At 51.4% G+C, this 16,566-nt stretch carries 11 protein-coding genes and 1 pseudogene; 1 reads left to right on the top strand and 11 read right to left on the bottom strand.

What is annotated here, in order from left to right:
* Positions 1 to 258 precede the first annotated feature (258 nt).
* The 10 genes and pseudogenes from NW212_RS12760 to NW212_RS12715 all read right to left on the bottom strand — a co-directional run.
* Entirely contained in the window at positions 259 to 1,299 is a 1,041-nt protein-coding gene (locus NW212_RS12760; RefSeq protein ID WP_258339021.1) for a DUF4468 domain-containing protein, read from the bottom strand.
* Positions 1,300 to 1,470: 171 nt separating this feature from the next.
* Positions 1,471 to 1,905: a ribose 5-phosphate isomerase B gene (gene rpiB, locus NW212_RS12755; RefSeq protein WP_258339020.1), complete on the bottom strand. Its 435-nt coding sequence runs from the start codon at positions 1,903 to 1,905 to the stop codon at positions 1,471 to 1,473.
* Positions 1,905 to 3,920 (bottom strand): transketolase, encoded by a 2,016-nt coding sequence (locus NW212_RS12750; protein ID WP_258339019.1) that lies wholly within the window; start codon positions 3,918 to 3,920, stop codon positions 1,905 to 1,907. The genes rpiB and NW212_RS12750 overlap by 1 nt, the downstream gene beginning before the upstream one ends.
* A 362-nt stretch (positions 3,921 to 4,282) precedes the next feature.
* Complete coding sequence (locus tag NW212_RS12745) at positions 4,283 to 5,881, bottom strand: xylulokinase (protein WP_258339018.1); 1,599 nt, start codon at positions 5,879 to 5,881, stop codon at positions 4,283 to 4,285.
* 100 nt (positions 5,882 to 5,981) lie between these two features.
* Positions 5,982 to 7,508 carry an L-arabinose isomerase gene (gene araA, locus NW212_RS12740; RefSeq protein WP_258339017.1) on the bottom strand — a complete coding sequence of 509 codons (1,527 nt, stop codon included), beginning with the start codon at positions 7,506 to 7,508 and terminating at the stop codon, positions 5,982 to 5,984.
* Between the two features lie 21 nt (positions 7,509 to 7,529).
* On the bottom strand, positions 7,530 to 8,219 hold the full coding sequence (locus NW212_RS12735; RefSeq protein ID WP_258339016.1) for an L-ribulose-5-phosphate 4-epimerase: 690 nt from the start codon (positions 8,217 to 8,219) through the stop codon (positions 7,530 to 7,532).
* Between the two features lie 5 nt (positions 8,220 to 8,224).
* Positions 8,225 to 8,902: an NUDIX hydrolase gene (locus tag NW212_RS12730; RefSeq protein ID WP_258339015.1), complete on the bottom strand. Its 678-nt coding sequence runs from the start codon at positions 8,900 to 8,902 to the stop codon at positions 8,225 to 8,227.
* A gap of 50 nt (positions 8,903 to 8,952) precedes the next feature.
* Positions 8,953 to 10,107: an aldose epimerase family protein gene (locus NW212_RS12725; RefSeq protein WP_258339014.1), complete on the bottom strand. Its 1,155-nt coding sequence runs from the start codon at positions 10,105 to 10,107 to the stop codon at positions 8,953 to 8,955.
* A 237-nt stretch (positions 10,108 to 10,344) separates the two neighbouring features.
* Entirely contained in the window at positions 10,345 to 12,090 is a 1,746-nt protein-coding gene (locus NW212_RS12720; protein ID WP_258339013.1) for a sodium:solute symporter, read from the bottom strand.
* Positions 12,091 to 12,433: 343 nt separating this feature from the next.
* A pseudogene (locus NW212_RS12715) lies at positions 12,434 to 12,753 on the bottom strand (aldo/keto reductase); the annotation flags it as partial.
* Between the two features lie 643 nt (positions 12,754 to 13,396).
* Here NW212_RS12715 and NW212_RS12710 point away from each other — a divergent pair.
* Entirely contained in the window at positions 13,397 to 16,111 is a 2,715-nt protein-coding gene (locus NW212_RS12710; RefSeq protein ID WP_258339012.1) for a heparinase II/III-family protein, read from the top strand.
* A gap of 27 nt (positions 16,112 to 16,138) precedes the next feature.
* Here the strand turns inward: NW212_RS12710 and NW212_RS12705 are convergent.
* The coding region (locus tag NW212_RS12705) for a hypothetical protein (protein WP_258339011.1) at positions 16,139 to 16,566 on the bottom strand (428 nt) is incomplete at its 5' end.

Below are 16,566 nucleotides of genomic sequence, written 5' to 3'. Positions count from 1 at the left end.
GTCTTTTCCGCTTCTGTTCTTCGTCAGATAGCCCGCTATCTTCCTCATCACACAAACGGAAATGCCTCAAAAACTCATCCCAAATCAGCACACGATAAATTCAAAACAGTTTCTTAAAGATTCTGATGCAAAATTAGCTTTATTGATACAGAATGCTTGTATCCGGATTACGGAGGGTTGTACCTCTTTTACGGAAAATAAAAAAAACGGGAGCTCCGTCTGATGGAGTCCCGTTTTTCCGCCGCCGCACAACGGCTGTCATCTCATTTGTATCCGGGTGATTTCACCGATATACATCTTGTATGATTTTGATGTGTCTATCGACTGGCTGAGCGTCTTTAGTTCATCGGCGCTCATGTCTTTCGACATGGATTTCTTGCACGTGATGATGACACTGGGCTGTGCAGCCCCCGGCATATAGAACGAAACCGTATAAGTGTCGGCATGTTCCGCCATTGCGCTTACGGCAATCCGGCTCTGGTCGATCAGCGTATAGGCCACATCCTTGTTGAAGAGTTTTCCGAAGCCTCCCCAGTTTTCGGCCTTGATTTCCACTTCCTCTTCGTTTGCAGTGAGCGTAATCTTGCCGTTTGCAGCTATCTCGTTCAAGTTGGCCGGAAGCTGTTCCAGTTTCACGTCTTTGAGTTCGCCCGTAATGCTTGGAGCGGCTGCCGGCTGTTGCATCGCAACCGCTGCCTGTGCAGCATTGGCCAGCGTATGTTCGCCGACGGCATCCGTTGCGCTCTTGAACAGGTCGTCTTTCAGGTCGATGGTTTCCCGTCTGAATTTTCCGCAGATGGGGGCGAGTTTGGTTTTCTTCTTGTTCAGCGCCATGTCGTCCGTAATCCATTCTTCTGCGCTGTATTTCTGTCCTCCGTCGCGGTTTTCGTCATACCAGTAACGGATGCGCGTCATGGTGAGTTTGCATGCGCCTTCATTCACGTTGATGAAAAACTGGTAATAGATGCGTGTCCGGTCGAGCGAAAGTGCGGATGATGAGAATATGATATACTCTTCAGCGGTAGCCGCGATATCTCCTTTTTCCTCGTTTGTATAGACCACCCGGCTTATCAGGTCGCCGTTCTGCTTGAAGCGGTTGTTTGCCCAGCTGAGCATGATGTCGAACAGTTTGGCTTTCGACAATGACGGAACGCTGATTTCTTTGGTGAAGCAGACTTTGCCTTCATCGTCTGTCGTAACAGCCCCGGCCAGGTATTTCGGGTCTGAGTTGTCTTTCTTGTCTTTGGCCGATCCCAGCAGCGGGAGCAGAGCCAGCAAGATGAATAGGTATTTTTTCATGGTTGCATAAATTTGTTTACAAACATAGTAAAAGAGATGGTATCAAAAAAAACAGATTAACGCAATTTAAAAATATCTGTTCCTGTTTACGTCAATCTGCTTTGAGTATAGTAGAGGGAAGGCGGTTTTTGTCCGCCGTTCCCCTTGCGTCCGTTCAACGGTTGTCCGGTGTCATTTTACGGGAATTTTGTCGATGCGTGCCTTATGCCGTCCTCCTTCGAAAGAAGTGCTGAAGAATTCGGTCATGATTTTGTCGGCCATATCCGTATCGATAAATCGTCCCGGCATAACCAATATGTTGGCGTCGTTGTGCAGGCGTGCCAGATGGGCTATCTCAGGAATCCAGCACAGAGCGGCGCGAATACCCTGGTGTTTGTTGAGGGTGATGCTGATTCCTTCGCCGCTTCCGCAGATGGCTATCCCGGGATAGCATTCGCCTTTTTCCACAGCCGCAGCCAGCGGATGCGCATAGTCGGGATAGTCGCAGCTGTCGGCAGTATACGTACCAAAGTCCTTGTATTCCCATCCTTTTGCTTCCAGCCATTTCTTTACATACTGCTTCAGTTCAAATCCCGCATGGTCGGAAGCCAGTCCTATCACTTTCATCAGAGCATTGACTTTACTTGGTTATATACATTCTCTGCCGTGAAGCCGAGCTTTTCGTCAAGCACCTTGTAGGGAGCGGAGAAACCGAATGATTCCAGTCCCCAGATTTTGCCGTTTGCTCCCACCAGTCCCAACAGATTGACGGGCAGGCCGGCGGTAAGTCCGAACACTTTGGCTCCTGTCGGGATGATGCTTTCCTGGTATTCCTTGCTTTGGCTGCGGAACAGTCCTTCAGACGGAACGGAAACAACGCGTGTCTTTATGCCGTCCTTGTGCAGAAGCTCTGCGCCGGCAACCAGTGTGGAAACCTCGGATCCGGATGCAACCATAATCACGTCCGGGTTTTCGTCAGAGCCTGCAACGATGTATGCTCCCTTGGCAGCCTGGCTGTAGTCGGTTCCTTCCGGAAGCATGTTGATGTTCTGGCGTGAGAGAATCAGCGCTGTCGGGGTGTCTGTGTTCTCCATTGCCATTTTCCAGCATACGGTGGTTTCTTCAGCGTCGGCGGGACGGAGAACCAGCATGGAGTTCTTTCCGTGGTGGTTTTTCAGTTTTTCCATCAGGCGGATCTGAGCTTCCTGTTCAACCGGTTCGTGAGTCGGTCCGTCTTCACCCACGCGGAATGCGTCGTGTGTCCAGATGAACTTCACGGGCAGCTGCATCAGTGCAGCCATGCGGACTGCCGGTTTCATATAGTCGGAGAATACGAAGAATGTTCCGCAGGCAGCGATTACGCCTCCGTGGAGCGCCATTCCGATGCAGCAGCAGGCCATTGTCAGCTCGGCCACGCCGGCCTGGAAGAATGCGCCGCTGAAATCTCCGCGGACAAACGAGTGCGTCTGCTTCAGGAAGCCGTCGGTCTTGTCGGAATTGGAGAGGTCGGCCGATGCGCAGATCATGTTGGACACCTGCTGGGCCAATGCGCCCAACACCGTTGCCGAAGCGTTGCGTGTTGCATCGTTCGCCTTCTGCTGGATATGCTCCCAGTCAACTTTGGGTACTGCTCCGCTGAACCACTCTTTCTGTTGTGCGGCTTTCTCCGGATTAGCTGCCGCCCATGCGTTTTCTTCCTCGTGGCGTGCTGCTACAGCGTTTTTCAGTTCCTCTGCGCGGTTTGCATACATCTCTTTCACGTCATCGAAAATCACGAACGGATCGTCCGGGTTTCCTCCCAGGTTGACGATCGTGTTTCTGTAAGCGTCGCCTCCCAGCGGAGCGCCGTGAGTCTTGCAGTTGTGTTCGTATGAAGTGTTGTCTGCCTTGCGTGCGCCCTTGCCCATGACGCAGTGTCCGATGATCAAGGTCGGACGCTTGTCTTCAGCTTTGGCGGCGGTGAGAGCCTTGCGGATTTCGTCGCAGTCGTTTCCGTCGATTTCGAGAACGTTCCATCCCCATGCACGGTATTTCATCGCCGTGTCTTCGGTTGTGACGGCGTTTGTTTCGGTTGAGAGCTGGATTTCGTTCGCGTCATAGAACATGATCAGGTTGTCCAGTCCGAGATGTCCGGCGATACGGCCGCTTCCCTGAGAGATTTCCTCCTGGATGCCGCCGTCGGAGATATATGCGTAGATTGTTTCTTTTGCGAAAGTCGGGTTTCCCGTGCGTGCTGCAAGGAATTTTGCGGCAATGGCTGCGCCAACGGCAAACACGTGTCCCTGTCCCAGCGGTCCGGATGTGTTTTCTATACCGCGTTCCACGTCAGCTTCGGGGTGTCCCGGAGTGGGAGAGCCCCATTGGCGCAACTGCTGCAGTTCGTCCAGCGTGAATTTCCCGATTAGTGCCAGTTGCGCGTACAGCATAGGCGCCATGTGTCCGGGGTCAAGGAAGAAACGGTCGCGGCCTTCCCATTTCGGGTTCTGGGGATCGTATTGCAAAAACTCGGAGTAGAGCACATTGATGAAGTCGGCTCCGCCCATTGCTCCTCCCGGATGGCCGGATTTTGCTTTTTCAACCATTGATGCGGCCAGAATGCGGATGTTGTTTGCCGCATGGTCCATTACTCGTTTGTTGTTCATGTTTGATAAGTTGGTTAAATAATTACACAATGGATACGAGATATCCTTCTTGTTAAATTTTAGTATTGGCAAAGATAATCCTTATGTAGAAATAAAGCAAAGGTGCTGTATGGTTTTTCTTGTTTTTCACAGATATTTCCGCCGTTTGCCTTTTTTTCTCCCGGCAGAAGCATGGCTTTGGTCCGTCATTCGGCTTGGTTCGGGCGGAGATATTTCCCGCATCTGTCGCTGGAAAAGCGAAAAATGTCCCGGTCGGTTTTTTTCTCCATAAGCCGTGCTTGCCGGAAGCCTGCCCGAATCCTGTTCTATCCGGTTTGGTGGTTGCCTTGGCGGAGATTCAAGGCAGGCTCTTGGCTTTGCGCTTATCTTTTGCTTCTGACGGCTGCTTCTTCAATCGGCAGCCCCGCCTTGTAGTTCTTGATGTATGCGTTGAATCCTGCGACGTCTTCCGGAGTGGGGGCTATTTCCACACCGGTATTGCCTGCAAATACGCATTCGTCCAGATAGTCGGCGAGATTCAGTTTCTTCGCGTTGTTGACGAGATAGGCAGCTAAAAGCGCGATTCCCCACGCGCCTCCTTCGCCGGCTGTTTCCATCACCGAAATCGGCGAATTGAGTGCTGCTGCCAGAATGCGCTGGCCCACTCCCTTGGTCTTGAACAATCCGCCGTGTCCCGTAATCCGGTCGACCTTGATTTTCTCTTCGTTGAAAAGAATGTCGTTTCCGATTTTCAGAACGCCTACCGAAGCATAGAGGTTGGCCCGCATGAAGTTGGCGAGGTTGAACTTGTCGTTGGCCGAGCGCACGAACAGGGGCCTTCCTTCTGCAAGTCCCGTAACGGGTTCGCCGGATATGTAGTTGTAGGCAATCAGTCCTCCGCAGTCGGCATCGCCTTCGAGGGCATGGTTGTAGAGCTTGCCGAACACTTCGTTCATGTCAACCGGAACGCCCAGAAGCTCCTGGTATTCTTTGAACAGGCTGATCCACGCATTGAGGTCGGACGTGCAGTTGTTGCAGTGTACCATTGCTACGGGACTTCCGTCGGGGGTAGTCACCATGTCAATCATTTCGTAAGGCTTCGAAAGGTCTTTTTCGAGCACAATCATTGAGAATGAGGAAGTTCCCGCCGAAACATTGCCTGTGCGCTGCTTTACGGCGTTGGTCGCTACCATTCCGGTTCCTGCGTCGCCTTCCGGCGGACAGAGCGGAACGCCCGGCTTCAGGTGTCCGGACACATCAAGCTTCTTCGCGCCTTCGGGGGTAAGGAAACCGGCATTTTCGCCGGCCAGAAGCACTTTGGGGAGGATGTCTGCCAGGTGCCACTTCAGTTTTTTGGGCGCGATCAGGTTTTCAAACTTGTCGACCATTTCCGCCGAATAGTTCTTTGTTGCCTGGTCGATGGGAAGCATTCCCGAGGCGTCGCCGATGCCGAGCACTTTTTCGCCGGTGAGCTGCCAGTGGGCATAGCCCGCAAGTGTGGTCAGATAAGTGATATCGTTGATGTGGGGTTCGTCGTTCAGAATGGCCTGATACAGATGGGAGATGCTCCATCTGAGCGGAATGTTGAAGACGAAGGCTTCGGAAAGAGCGGCTGCAGCCATTCCTGTATTGGTGTTTCTCCATGTGCGGAACGGCACGAGAATCTCATCGTTGGCATTGAAGGCCATATAGCCGTGCATCATGGCGCTGATGCCGATGGCTCCCAGCGTTTCTATTTCCGTTCCGTATTGTTCCTTTACGTTTGCACGGAGATCTGAATAACAGTCCTGGAGCCCGTTCCAGATCGCTTCGATGCTGTAAGTCCAGAGTCCGTCAACCAGTTGGTTCTCCCAAATGTGGCTTCCCTGTGCGATGGGTTTGTTTTCCGGATCGATCAGGACAGCCTTGATGCGGGTCGATCCGAACTCGATGCCCAGTATCGCTTTCCCGGACTCGATTATTGATTTTGTGTCTGATTTCATGATATTCAGTTTGAAGAATGAAAAATGAACACAGAAACCCGACGGTGCAGGGCCTCTTTTCCGCTCCCTTTGTCCTCGCGTTTCTGTGTTCCTGTATTTATCAGCAGAGAGCCTTGTTCAGCATATAGTAGACTTCGTTCATGCGAAGTTCTTTCTTGAATTCGCTGATGTTGGTGTCTTTATTGATATGCACCATTTCGATTCCTGCGATTTCAGCATAGTCTTCCCAGTATTCTGCAGTCAGGTCGTATGAGAAGCACGAATGGTGAGTTCCGCCTGCCAGGATCCATGCGCCTGCACCCACTTCGAAGTTCGGCTGCGGAATCCAGAGTGCAGAGGCAACGGGAAGTTTGGGCAGCGGTTTCGGCTCGATGCATTCCACGTCGTTGACAATCAGACGGAAGCGGTTGCCAAGGTCGACAACGGTAGCTGTGCATCCCGCGCCGGTCTTTGACGTGAACACAAGGCGCGCTGTCTGGCTCTTGCGTACGCCGATGCCGAGGAAATGAACCTCCAGGCGCGGCTTCTTTGCGGCGATGAGCGGACATACTTCCAGCATGTGCGCCTGCAGGATGGCGCTTTTCTCTCCGTCGAAGTTCAGCGTATAATCTTCAAGGAACGAACATCCGTTGGGCAGACCCTGGTTCATCACCCATACGGTACGGTAGAGCGCAGCCGATTTCCAGTCGCCTTCCGCTCCAAATCCATAGCCGTCAGCCATGAGGCGCTGGGAAGCAAGTCCCGGAATCTGGTCGAAGTGGCTTCCGTCTGTCTGGCCGAGGTCGTCAAAGTTGGTTGTAAATCCTTTCGCTCCCTTTGCTTTCAGTATGGCGCGCAGGGCGAGTTCGGCTTTGGCAGAGTTCCATACCTTCTGGTAAGCCTCGGTTGATTTGTCCTCGAGTGCGGCGTCATGGTCGTATTCGTTGAAGTAAGTCCGGACGAGCGCTTCTACTTCTTCATCCTTGATCTGGCTGTGATATTCCATCAGTTCGCTTACCGGGCAATAGTCTACATGGTATCCCATGCGCACTTCAGCCTCTACCTTGTCGCCGTCTGTTACAGCCACATTGTTCATCTGGTCGCCAAAACGGATGATCAGCATGTCTTGAGCGTCTGCCCACGCGGCGCACACGCGCATCCACACAGCAATCTTGCGTTGGGTTTCTTCGTCTTTCCAGTAGCCTACAACCACTTTGCGGCGGATACGCATCCGTGTGCAGATATGTCCGAACTCGCGGTCGCCGTGAGCCGACTGGTTAAGGTTCATGAAATCCATGTCCATCGTATCCCATGGAATCTCCTTGTTGAACTGGGTATGCAGGTGGAGCAGCGGCTTTTTCAGTTGCTGCAGGCCGTGTATCCACATTTTTGCGGGAGAGAACGTGTGCATCCATGTGATGATGCCGATGCACTTGTCATCGTTGTTGGCAGCCTTCATTACGGCTTCCACTTCTTTTGATGAGTTTGCTGTTCCTTTGTATACAACCTTTACAGGCAGTTTGCCGCTGTCGTTGAGTCCGGCTACCATTTCATTGCTGTGTGCGTCTACTGCGATGACTGCATCGCCTCCGTACAGAAGCTGAGCTCCTGTCACGAACCATACTTCATACTGGTCAAATGTATTCATAGTTTATTTGTTTTTGGTAAGTTATTTTTTCTGTCCGTAATAAGCGTTGGGACCATGCTTGCGGCTGAAATGCTTTTCAATCAGAAGCGGATTCATGGTCAGGTTCGGGTTGATGGCATAAGCGATGCTGGCCATTTTGGCTACCTGTTCCATGACCACTGCGTTATGCACGGCGTCGTGGGCATCCTTTCCCCATGCAAAGGGGCCGTGGTTCTTGACCAGCACTCCCGGTGTATGGACCGGATTCAAGCCCTCGAAACGCTTTACGATAACGTTGCCTGTTTCCAGCTCGTAGGCGCCTTTCACTTCCTCTTCGGTCATGTCGGCGGTGCATGGAATCGCTTCGTGGAAATAGTCGGCGTGCGTAGTGCCAATGTTCGGTATGTCGCATCCGGCTTGTGCCCATGCTGTAGCATAAGTTGAATGCGTGTGAACCACACCGCCGATTTCCGGAAACGCTTTGTAGAGTACGAGATGGGTCGGCGTGTCGCTTGAAGGACGGAGGTCGCCTTCCACCACTTTGCCGTCGAGGTCAACGACTACCATGTCATCGGCCTTCATTTCGTCGTAAGAAACTCCGCTCGGCTTGATCACCACCAGCCCGCTTTCACGGTCAATGCCCGAAACATTTCCCCAGGTGAAGATGACCAGTCCATGTTTCACCAGTTCAAGGTTTGCATGGAATACTTTTTCTTTTAAACTTTCTAGCATGATATTTAAAGTTTGAATTTAGGGTCTTTCTGGTAAGCCTTGTCGTTGAACTTGTACAGATAGGCTCCTCTTTTTGATCCTGTTTTATCTATTTTGTCTGTTTTCTCGATAAACCCCATGTCTGCAATCCGCTTCCTGAAGTTCCGTTTGTCCATCGGTTCGCCGTAGATTGCCTCGTAGAGGTTCTGCAGCTGGGTCAGCGTAAAGAGCTCGGGCAGCAGGTTGAATCCGATGGGTGCGCGCGACGCTTTCTGTTTCATCACGTTCCTTGCTTTTTCGACCATCTGGTTGTGGTCGAAGATCAGGTCGGGCAGCTCGTTGATATTCATCCAATGGGCGTTGTGAAGGCTTACAAGCTCACGGTCGTATTCGTTGATGTTGATCAGCGCATAGTATGCCAGCGAGATAACCCTTTCGCCCGGATCGCGGTGTATCTCACCGAAGGCTCCGATCTGTTCCATGTAGACATCCTTCAGTCCGGTCAGTTCAAACAGAACGCGTTTCGCCGCATCATCCGCACTTTCATTTTCTTGGACAAACCCTCCCATCAGGGACCATTGTCCTTTGGCCGGCTCAAAGTTTCTTTGCAGGAGCAGCAGGCTCAGCTGGTTTTTCTCGAATCCGAAAATTATGCAGTCGATGCCAACATAAAATCTGGGGTTTTTGCTGTAATAATCCGTCATATCTTTAGTGTGTTGAAGAGTGATTGTTGGCATGTAAAGGGGTACGCCCTTTATTTCTCCACGCCAAACTTGAATATGCAATGGCTGTGATAGGTTTCTCCCGGTTTCAGCAGCACAGACGGCCATTGGGGCTTATTGGGGCTGTCGGGATAATGCTGGGTTTCCAGGCATACGGATGCACGTTGCGGATAGGTGATCCCTTTCTTTCCCTTGACGGTTCCGTCGAGGAAGTTGCCCGTGTATACCTGTATTCCCGGCTCGTCGGTGTAGACGGTGAGGCTGATTCCGGTGGCAGGGCTGGTCAGCTTGGCGGCAGGTTTGGTGATGTCGCCTTTAGTAGCCAGTACCCAGTTGTGGTCGAAGCCGTTTCCGAACTTCACTTGTTCGTTGTCGAATCCTGTTACTGACGGAGCGATGGGCTTCGGCGTGTTGAAGTCGAACGGAGTGCCTTTTACCGCCATCATCGTTCCGTTGGTCATAAATGTGCTGTCGACGGGAGTGATGCTGTCTGAAGCAATGTACAGGATGTTGTCGGTGGCGGGCTTCGACGGGTCACCGTTCAGGTTGAAATAAGAGTGGTTTGTCATGTTGATGACCGTGGTCTTGTCGGTAGTGGCGTCATAGCTGATGTCGACGGCATTGTCGGCGGTGAGCGAGTAGGTGACGTGTGCCGTTACGTTTCCCGGGAAGTTGTTGTCGCCGTCGGCAGAGTTGATGGTCAGCACGATGGTGCTGTCGTTGCTTTGGCTGGCTTCGTACACTTGATACTGCCATCCCGTGGGACCTCCGTGCAGGCAGTGTCCGAAGTTGTTCGTCGGCAGTTGGATAAGCGTGCCGTCGATTGTTATCTGTCCCTTGTTGATGCGGTTGGCGTAGCGTCCGATGGATGCCCCGAAGTCGCTTGGAATGTTCTGGTAGTCTGCGATGCTGTCGAATCCCAGCACCACGTCGGTCATTGTGCCGTTCTTGTCGGGAACCATAATCGAAACGATGCGTCCTCCGAAATTGGTGACGCATACTTCCATGCCGTTATGGTTTTTCAGTGTATAGAGTCTGACAGGCTTTGTCCCGTCGACGGTTGTTTCAAACTTGGCGGGGTCCAGTCCTGAAAGGGTGAGCTCGGTTTTCTTTTCTTGCGTTCCGCAGCTTGCAAGGAGAGCCAGTGAGGCACCCATTGCAAAAATGTTTGTTTTGATGCTTTTCATGATTGAATGTTTTAGAATGGTGTAAAAGTAACACTTATATGGGAAAGTTGTTCAAGTAACCGCTATGTTATGCAACATATACTGCTTGTTTTTCTTGCATGTGCCTGCTCCGGCTGGCTGCCCGGGCAGGACGGAGAAACGCTTTATGGGGCGTTTGTCCTGCGTCAAAACAAAGAAGTGTGTAAGAACAAATTGCCGCATTCATTCTTGCACACCTCCTTGCGTATCGGATTTATGTTACCAGAAGTACCAGTAGAATGCCACGCAGCAGGCGATTACACCCAGAGTTGCAATGACGTCCCATTTGTTCCAGCTCTCACGGATAGCCTTCTTGTAGTCGCTGGTGAAGGTGATGGCTTCTATCTGTTCTTTCGAAGGAGCCGGGGTGAAGCAGGATACGACAACCATCAGGATGATGATGAATACCAGCAGCCATACTTCGAAGACGAGCCAGTTGGTCTGCCAGAACCAGCGTGTGCATTCCCAGAATGCGCCGTCCATCATTTTTGTGCCGGATTCTGTGACGACATTGGTAAACAGGCGCACCATGCCTATCAGAAAGCCGCCGATCAGGCCCCATTCGCCGGCTTTCGGCGTTATCTTCTTCGAGAAGATGCCAAGAGCGAATACGGCAACCATGGCCGGAGCGATCAGTGACTGGATGTCCTGAAGATAAGAATACAGGTTGCCCATGTTCATCATGATCGGCATCCATGCCAGGCCGAGCAATACCACTACCACTGTAGCCAGACGTCCGATGAACACATAATGGCTTTCGCTTTTGCCTTTTCTCATCGGCTTGTAGAAGTCTTCTGTAAACAAGGTGGCGCAGCTGTTGAAGAAGGCGGCGAGCGAAGCCACCAGTGCGCATACGAAGCCGATGGTCACGATGCCTTTCACGCCGGCGGGGAGGATATTCTTCACCATCATGGCGAAGGCTCCGTCTGTATCGTGCGGGTCAGTGATGTCCATTACGATGCCGCTTCCTGCTTTCAGCGAGAGGGCGTAAGCAACCATTCCGGGAATCAGAAACATGAAAATAGGCAGCAGCTTGAAGTATCCTGCTGCAATCGTGCCGCGGCGGGCGCGGGCCATTACGGCAGCGTTGCTTTCGCCCTTGGTCTGTCCGAGCACACGCTGTACGATGTGCTGGTCGGTACACCAGTACCAGAAGCCGATGATTGAGGCGCCGATAAACACCACATATCCGGGGAACTTCGGATACATCGGGTCGGCAGGATCTGTATGGAACATGTGTGTGGTTCCGAAACCGTCGTGTGCCGCGTTGCATGCAGCCATCATCTGCGACCATCCTTCAGCGATGCTGCCGTCGCCCAGCAGGTGCAGGCCGAGGAAGAGCACCAGAAACGAGCCGATAATCAGAATCGGAGTCTGGATGGCGGATAAGGTCATCACGCCCTTCATGCCGCCGAATACGGTAAACACCGCTGTGATTGCGATGAGTCCGATTGCGGCATACCAGAACGGGATGTTCAGCAGGTATTCAAAGAAAATGCCTCCGGTGAAAGCCGTTACGGATACTTTTGTCAGGACGTAGGCGATCAGCGTGATGATGGAAAGCCATGATCCGGTGCGTTTGGTGTAGCGGAACTTCAGAAAGTCGGGCATGGTGATGATTTTGCCCAGCTTGTTGTTGAGAAGCTGGTAGAACGGAACGAAAAGCCATCCCAAAATCAATATCATCCATCCCTGCATCTCCCAGTGCGCCATGCCTACACCGTCTTTTGCTCCGGTGCCTGCCAAACCTACCAGGTGCTCCGAACCGATGTTGGCCGCAAAGATGGCGGCGCCGATGACATACCAGGGTTCTCCCTTGCCGAAAAGGTAATCTTCGCTGTCTGCTCCTTGTTGCATGCGTTTGTCCTTTTGTACGGCGCGATAGACAGCCCATGCCACTAAGGCGACTCCGGCTACGATAATGGCCCAGTCGAGCCAAACGAATTGTTGTGAATTCCAGTCCATAATTTTTTATTGTTTATAAATTATACGTATTGATTTCTCAGGTTGATGAACGGTTGTCTTTTCGGTTTGAGGCTTATCGTTCTGATTACCGGGTGCAATATTACGAATAAGTGTAAAATTACACTAATTATGGCGCATGTTCTTGAACATGTTTTATGAAAAGTTTTGTCATTCTTCATCCTTATTTCCGGAAGTCGGGTATGGGGAGCGTGCAGGCAGCCGGATTTTGAGAGGATGAGAAGATGGTGCCGGCGGACTGGCTGACTCTTTGGTGCAGGCTCGTGCCGTTTGCCGTTCACGCAGCAGTCATACATATACGCGGCAGCACTCGTCGCCCGTGTCTTCACTTCTGCACTTTGGATTCCTGCAAAGCGTCATAGCGGCTGCCGATAACCGGAATGGCGGACACCGCGTCTTCCAGTTCTTTCATTTCGTTTGGGTGAATGTGATGTCGCAGGCACGGAGGTTCTCTTCAAGATGCGACAGCTTTGTCGTGCCGGGGATGGGAACAATGAAAGGCTTTTTGTTCATCAGCCAGGCCAGGGCTGTCTGGGCGGGTGTGATTCCCCTTGTGCGGCCGAAAGCGTTAAGCGCTTCTACAATCCGGGTATTGGCGCGGATGGCATCAGGCTGGAAGCGTAGCAGGCTCTGGCGGTTGCTGTTGTATGCCGCGTTCGGCAGCAATGCCGGCCGGAATGTTTTGGAAGAAGATCGCTTGACTTTTGCGCAGAAATGATAAATTTGCGGGCAAAAGGAGGCAACGGACGGTGTGCCCACCGTGCCGTATTGTGCGGACAGGCTTTGTCTGTCGGCCAAACCCGCAGCACTTTATCCGGTGGTTTAAGCGGCTGGAAGGGTGTACGCCCAACAGATACCGGAAACTTCTGCCGGAGCGGCGAATCAGACGGTCTGTTTAAGAGCCTGTCGTTTAAATTTTGCTCTGCCAGAATTGTTTTCGGGGTGATAGCGGGCTGTCTGGCGAATGAAAGCGGGGAGACAGACCGGAAACAAACTCAAAAAGGGCGGATAAAAATACTTAACCGGAAAATTGAAACAGGCTCTAAGAAACTGTTTTGAATTTATCGTGTGCTGATTTGGGATGAGTTTTTGAGGCATTTCCGTTTGTGTGATGAGGAAGATAGCGGGCTGTCTGACGAAGAACAGAAGCGGAAAAGACCAAAAAATAGCCCAAAGCACACACGAAAACGAACACATCAAGCCAAGAAAAACTTTTTGGAGAAATTCAAAACAGTTTCTAAGTAAATGGATTCTTTTATTCGTAGTATATAGAAACAACGAAAATCATATGAGAAGAATAGCATGGATGGTCAGCATGTTTCTGACCTTGGCGCTCAATGCGCAGACTGACTTGTCTTTCTCCTTGCCTCAGGGACATCCCCGTTACCTGACCACGCAAGAGGGAAAGAAAGAAACGGAGAAACTGATAGAGAAGGAAGAATGGGCGGAGCAGGTGTTTGTCCGTCTGAAAGAGCGTACCGACAGGTATGTTGACAAGGGCAGCGACTGGCTCTCGTCGCGCTTGCAGATGTACTGGAACACGCATGCCACGGATGTATATATAAGAGGGGAGTTCTATGACCATGCGGGAGGGGACAGGGCGCCTGTGCCGACGGTTGTCTTTACCGGCGCGCGCGGACACGGAACAAACTATCGCCGCCCGAAGCTTGAAGAGCTTGCGCCTTATCAGGAGGACGCCAGGGGAATGTATCTCGAAAACACATCTCTTAAAGCATACGAGTGGGTGAATATCGGCAAGACGGGAAGAATCATCGAGAGTATAAACAATGAAATCATCGGCATTGCCCGGGATGCGGCTTTCCTTTGGTGGATGACGGGAGAGAAAAAGTATGCCGAGGCTGCGGATGCGGTTTTTGACACGTATGCTTCGGGACTTTATTACAGAAACGTGCCGGTGGATCTGAACCACGGACATCAGCAGACGCTGGTGGGGATGACTTCGTTTGAGGTGATTCACGAGGATGCGCTCAACAATCTGGTTCCGCTTTATGATTTTCTGTATGATTACCTGGCAGAGAAACATCCGGAGAGAATGGACATTTATGCGTCTGCATTCAAGAAATGTGCCGACAACATCATAGCGAAAGGAGTTCCTCATAACAACTGGAACCTGTTGCAGGCGCATTATGTGATGAATATTGCGCTGATACTTGAGGATGATTCGGCTTATGCCGACAGAAAAGGCCGCCAGTATTACATTGACTACCTGCTTAACAAGTCGTCGATCCGCCAATGGTCGCTGAAAAAACTGGCGGACTACGGGTTCGATTCTTCCACAGGCATTTGGGCCGAATGTCCGGGCTACAGCAGCGTGGTAGTGGGCGATTATGCCAGCTTCGTGAATCTTTTCGACCGCAACCTGAAGATGGATCTCGCGGAAGAAATTCCCGTGCTTCCGAAAGCGGTTGAGGCGATGCCTCAGTATCTTTTCCCAAACCGGATGGTATGCGGGTTCGGTGACACGCACCCGGGGCCTCTCCGTACGGATATATTCCGGCATATGATTGCCAATGCGCGCCAGCATGGAAAGAAGGAGGAAGAACGCAAGTTTACTGCCATGCTGAAACTTTTCGATCCTTCTGCGTCCGAACCGGCGGAAGTGCGGAAGAATATGCCTGTGGCGGTGACTTCTTTCTTCGCTGGAAAGCCGCTGGAGATTGACGGATCCGTTGAGGCGGGCAAGATTGACGATTATGTAACGCCTGCTTTTTATGCGCCTAACGTGAGCTGGCTGGTGCAGCGCAACGGAATGCATCCGCGCAACAGTCTGATGTTGTCGCTCAATGCAAGCGAGGGCAACCACATGCACGCCAACGGTATCAGCATGGAGCTTTATGGCAAGGGTTACGTGCTCGGTCCGGATGCCGGCATTGGCAAGACGCTGTATCAGGGACTTGATTATCTGGAGTATTATAGCCAGTTTCCTTCGCATAACACTGTTTGCGTTGACGGCGTTTCGTCATATCCGGTTATGAAAAGCTGCCATTCGTTCAAATTGCGCTGCATGTATCCTCAGCCGGGCGCAAAGGTGGATTATCAGCCGATATCCTATAGCGAGGTGTATTTCCGCGAACCTGAAACCTACGCCGACCAGACGCGGATGAATGGCATTGTCAATACGTCTGACTCGACGGGGTATTATATCGATGTGTTCCGAAGCCGTAAAGTGGAAGGAGGGGACCGGATGCATGATTATTTCTACCACAATCTGGGGCAGGTGATGACGCTGAATGCTGCCGACGGAAGCCCGCTCGATCTTCGGCCTACTGAAGAACTGGCTTTTGCAGGAGGGCATCTGTATGCCTATTCATACATTTATGATAAGAAAAGTGCAAAGACGGACAAAGACGTGAGGGCTGACTTTACCATCAATATGCCCGACAAAGATAATATCACGATGTCGATGTGGATGAAGGGAGAGAAAGATCGTGAGGTATTTGCTGCATTGAGCCCGATGACAGAAGGGCTCAGCCGGATCAAGGACATGCCGTACGTGCTGGCCGACCAGCCGACCCTTACTTTTGTTGCGCGCCAGAACGGTGAAGCCTGGAGTCGTCCGTTTGTAGCCGTTTATGAGCCTCACACGCAAAGTGCGCCATCGCGTATCAGGTCTGTGTCTTTCCCGGAAACGGGGAAAAAGGGAAAGGTAGCTGTGAAGGTGTGCCTTGTTGATGGAAGTACAGATTTGGTCTTGTCTTCGGACGACCCGCATGAAATTGTCGCTTCGGGAGATACGGAGGCCCGTTCTGTCTGTTCGCTGGTGCGTACGGATGAAGGCGGATCGCTTCGGCTTTGTTTTATGGGAGGGGGGACCCTGCTGCGCTCGGGCGCCTTCAGTGTAAAGGCTGAAACACCTTCCGATGTCGTTCTTCAGAAGAAGGGAAACCGTTGGATGTATGCGTCTTCATCAGACATATCTGTCGTTTTGGATGGACGTGCGTATAAATTGGCGGCTTCTAAAGAATTTAGGGCTGTAGATTGACGGGATTAAAACGGGTTCTGCATCGCTCTATATATTATATGTAGGGACTGGAATTGCATAATATTTTGTTTTTGGATGCCTGGTTGCTTTAACAGTTTGTATTACAATGCGTTTTATGTTGCACAGCATCTTTTTTTGAAAAAAGTCTTTCAAATGTTTGCAGATGTCAAAAAGACCGTCTATCTTTGCACTCGCTTTCGAAAAGGAAGAGCGGTTAATGAATGACTGAAAAGTATGTGGCGATGTTTTTTTTCTGAGTTTTTTTGAAAAAAAACGAGAAAAAATTTGGAGGATTGAAAATGTTGCCGTACATTTGTAGTCGCTCTCTCTTCCTAAAGAGAGCTGGAAGAGATCATTGAAATTGTGAGGACAGACAACAAGGATAGTGCGGTTCCGCAGTTTTGCTTCGGCATTCGGCGGTACCGCGGACGAGCGAGGGAATAACAAATCAATAA

It is taken from the genome of Bacteroides sp. ET225 (genome assembly GCF_024733745.1).
In the GTDB taxonomy this organism is placed as follows: Bacteria; Bacteroidota; Bacteroidia; order Bacteroidales; family Bacteroidaceae; genus Phocaeicola; species Phocaeicola excrementipullorum.
The sequence above is the reverse complement of the archived record's forward strand: the minus strand, read 5'-3'. Positions and strand labels throughout refer to the sequence as shown.

What these genes read in the sequence shown, in the direction of transcription:
- NW212_RS12710 (WP_258339012.1), top strand. Translation starts at nt 13,397, where the DNA reads ATGAGAAGAATAGCATGGATGGTCAGCATGTTTCTGACCTTGGCGCTC.
- NW212_RS12730 (WP_258339015.1), bottom strand. Translation starts at nt 8,902, where the DNA reads ATGACGGATTATTACAGCAAAAACCCCAGATTTTATGTTGGCATCGAC.
- NW212_RS12760 (WP_258339021.1), bottom strand. Translation starts at nt 1,299, where the DNA reads ATGAAAAAATACCTATTCATCTTGCTGGCTCTGCTCCCGCTGCTGGGA.
- araA (WP_258339017.1), bottom strand. Translation starts at nt 7,508, where the DNA reads ATGAATACATTTGACCAGTATGAAGTATGGTTCGTGACAGGAGCTCAG.
- NW212_RS12745 (WP_258339018.1), bottom strand. Translation starts at nt 5,881, where the DNA reads ATGAAATCAGACACAAAATCAATAATCGAGTCCGGGAAAGCGATACTG.
- NW212_RS12720 (WP_258339013.1), bottom strand. Translation starts at nt 12,090, where the DNA reads ATGGACTGGAATTCACAACAATTCGTTTGGCTCGACTGGGCCATTATC.
- NW212_RS12725 (WP_258339014.1), bottom strand. Translation starts at nt 10,107, where the DNA reads ATGAAAAGCATCAAAACAAACATTTTTGCAATGGGTGCCTCACTGGCT.
- rpiB (WP_258339020.1), bottom strand. Translation starts at nt 1,905, where the DNA reads ATGAAAGTGATAGGACTGGCTTCCGACCATGCGGGATTTGAACTGAAG.
- NW212_RS12750 (WP_258339019.1), bottom strand. Translation starts at nt 3,920, where the DNA reads ATGAACAACAAACGAGTAATGGACCATGCGGCAAACAACATCCGCATT.
- NW212_RS12735 (WP_258339016.1), bottom strand. Translation starts at nt 8,219, where the DNA reads ATGCTAGAAAGTTTAAAAGAAAAAGTATTCCATGCAAACCTTGAACTG.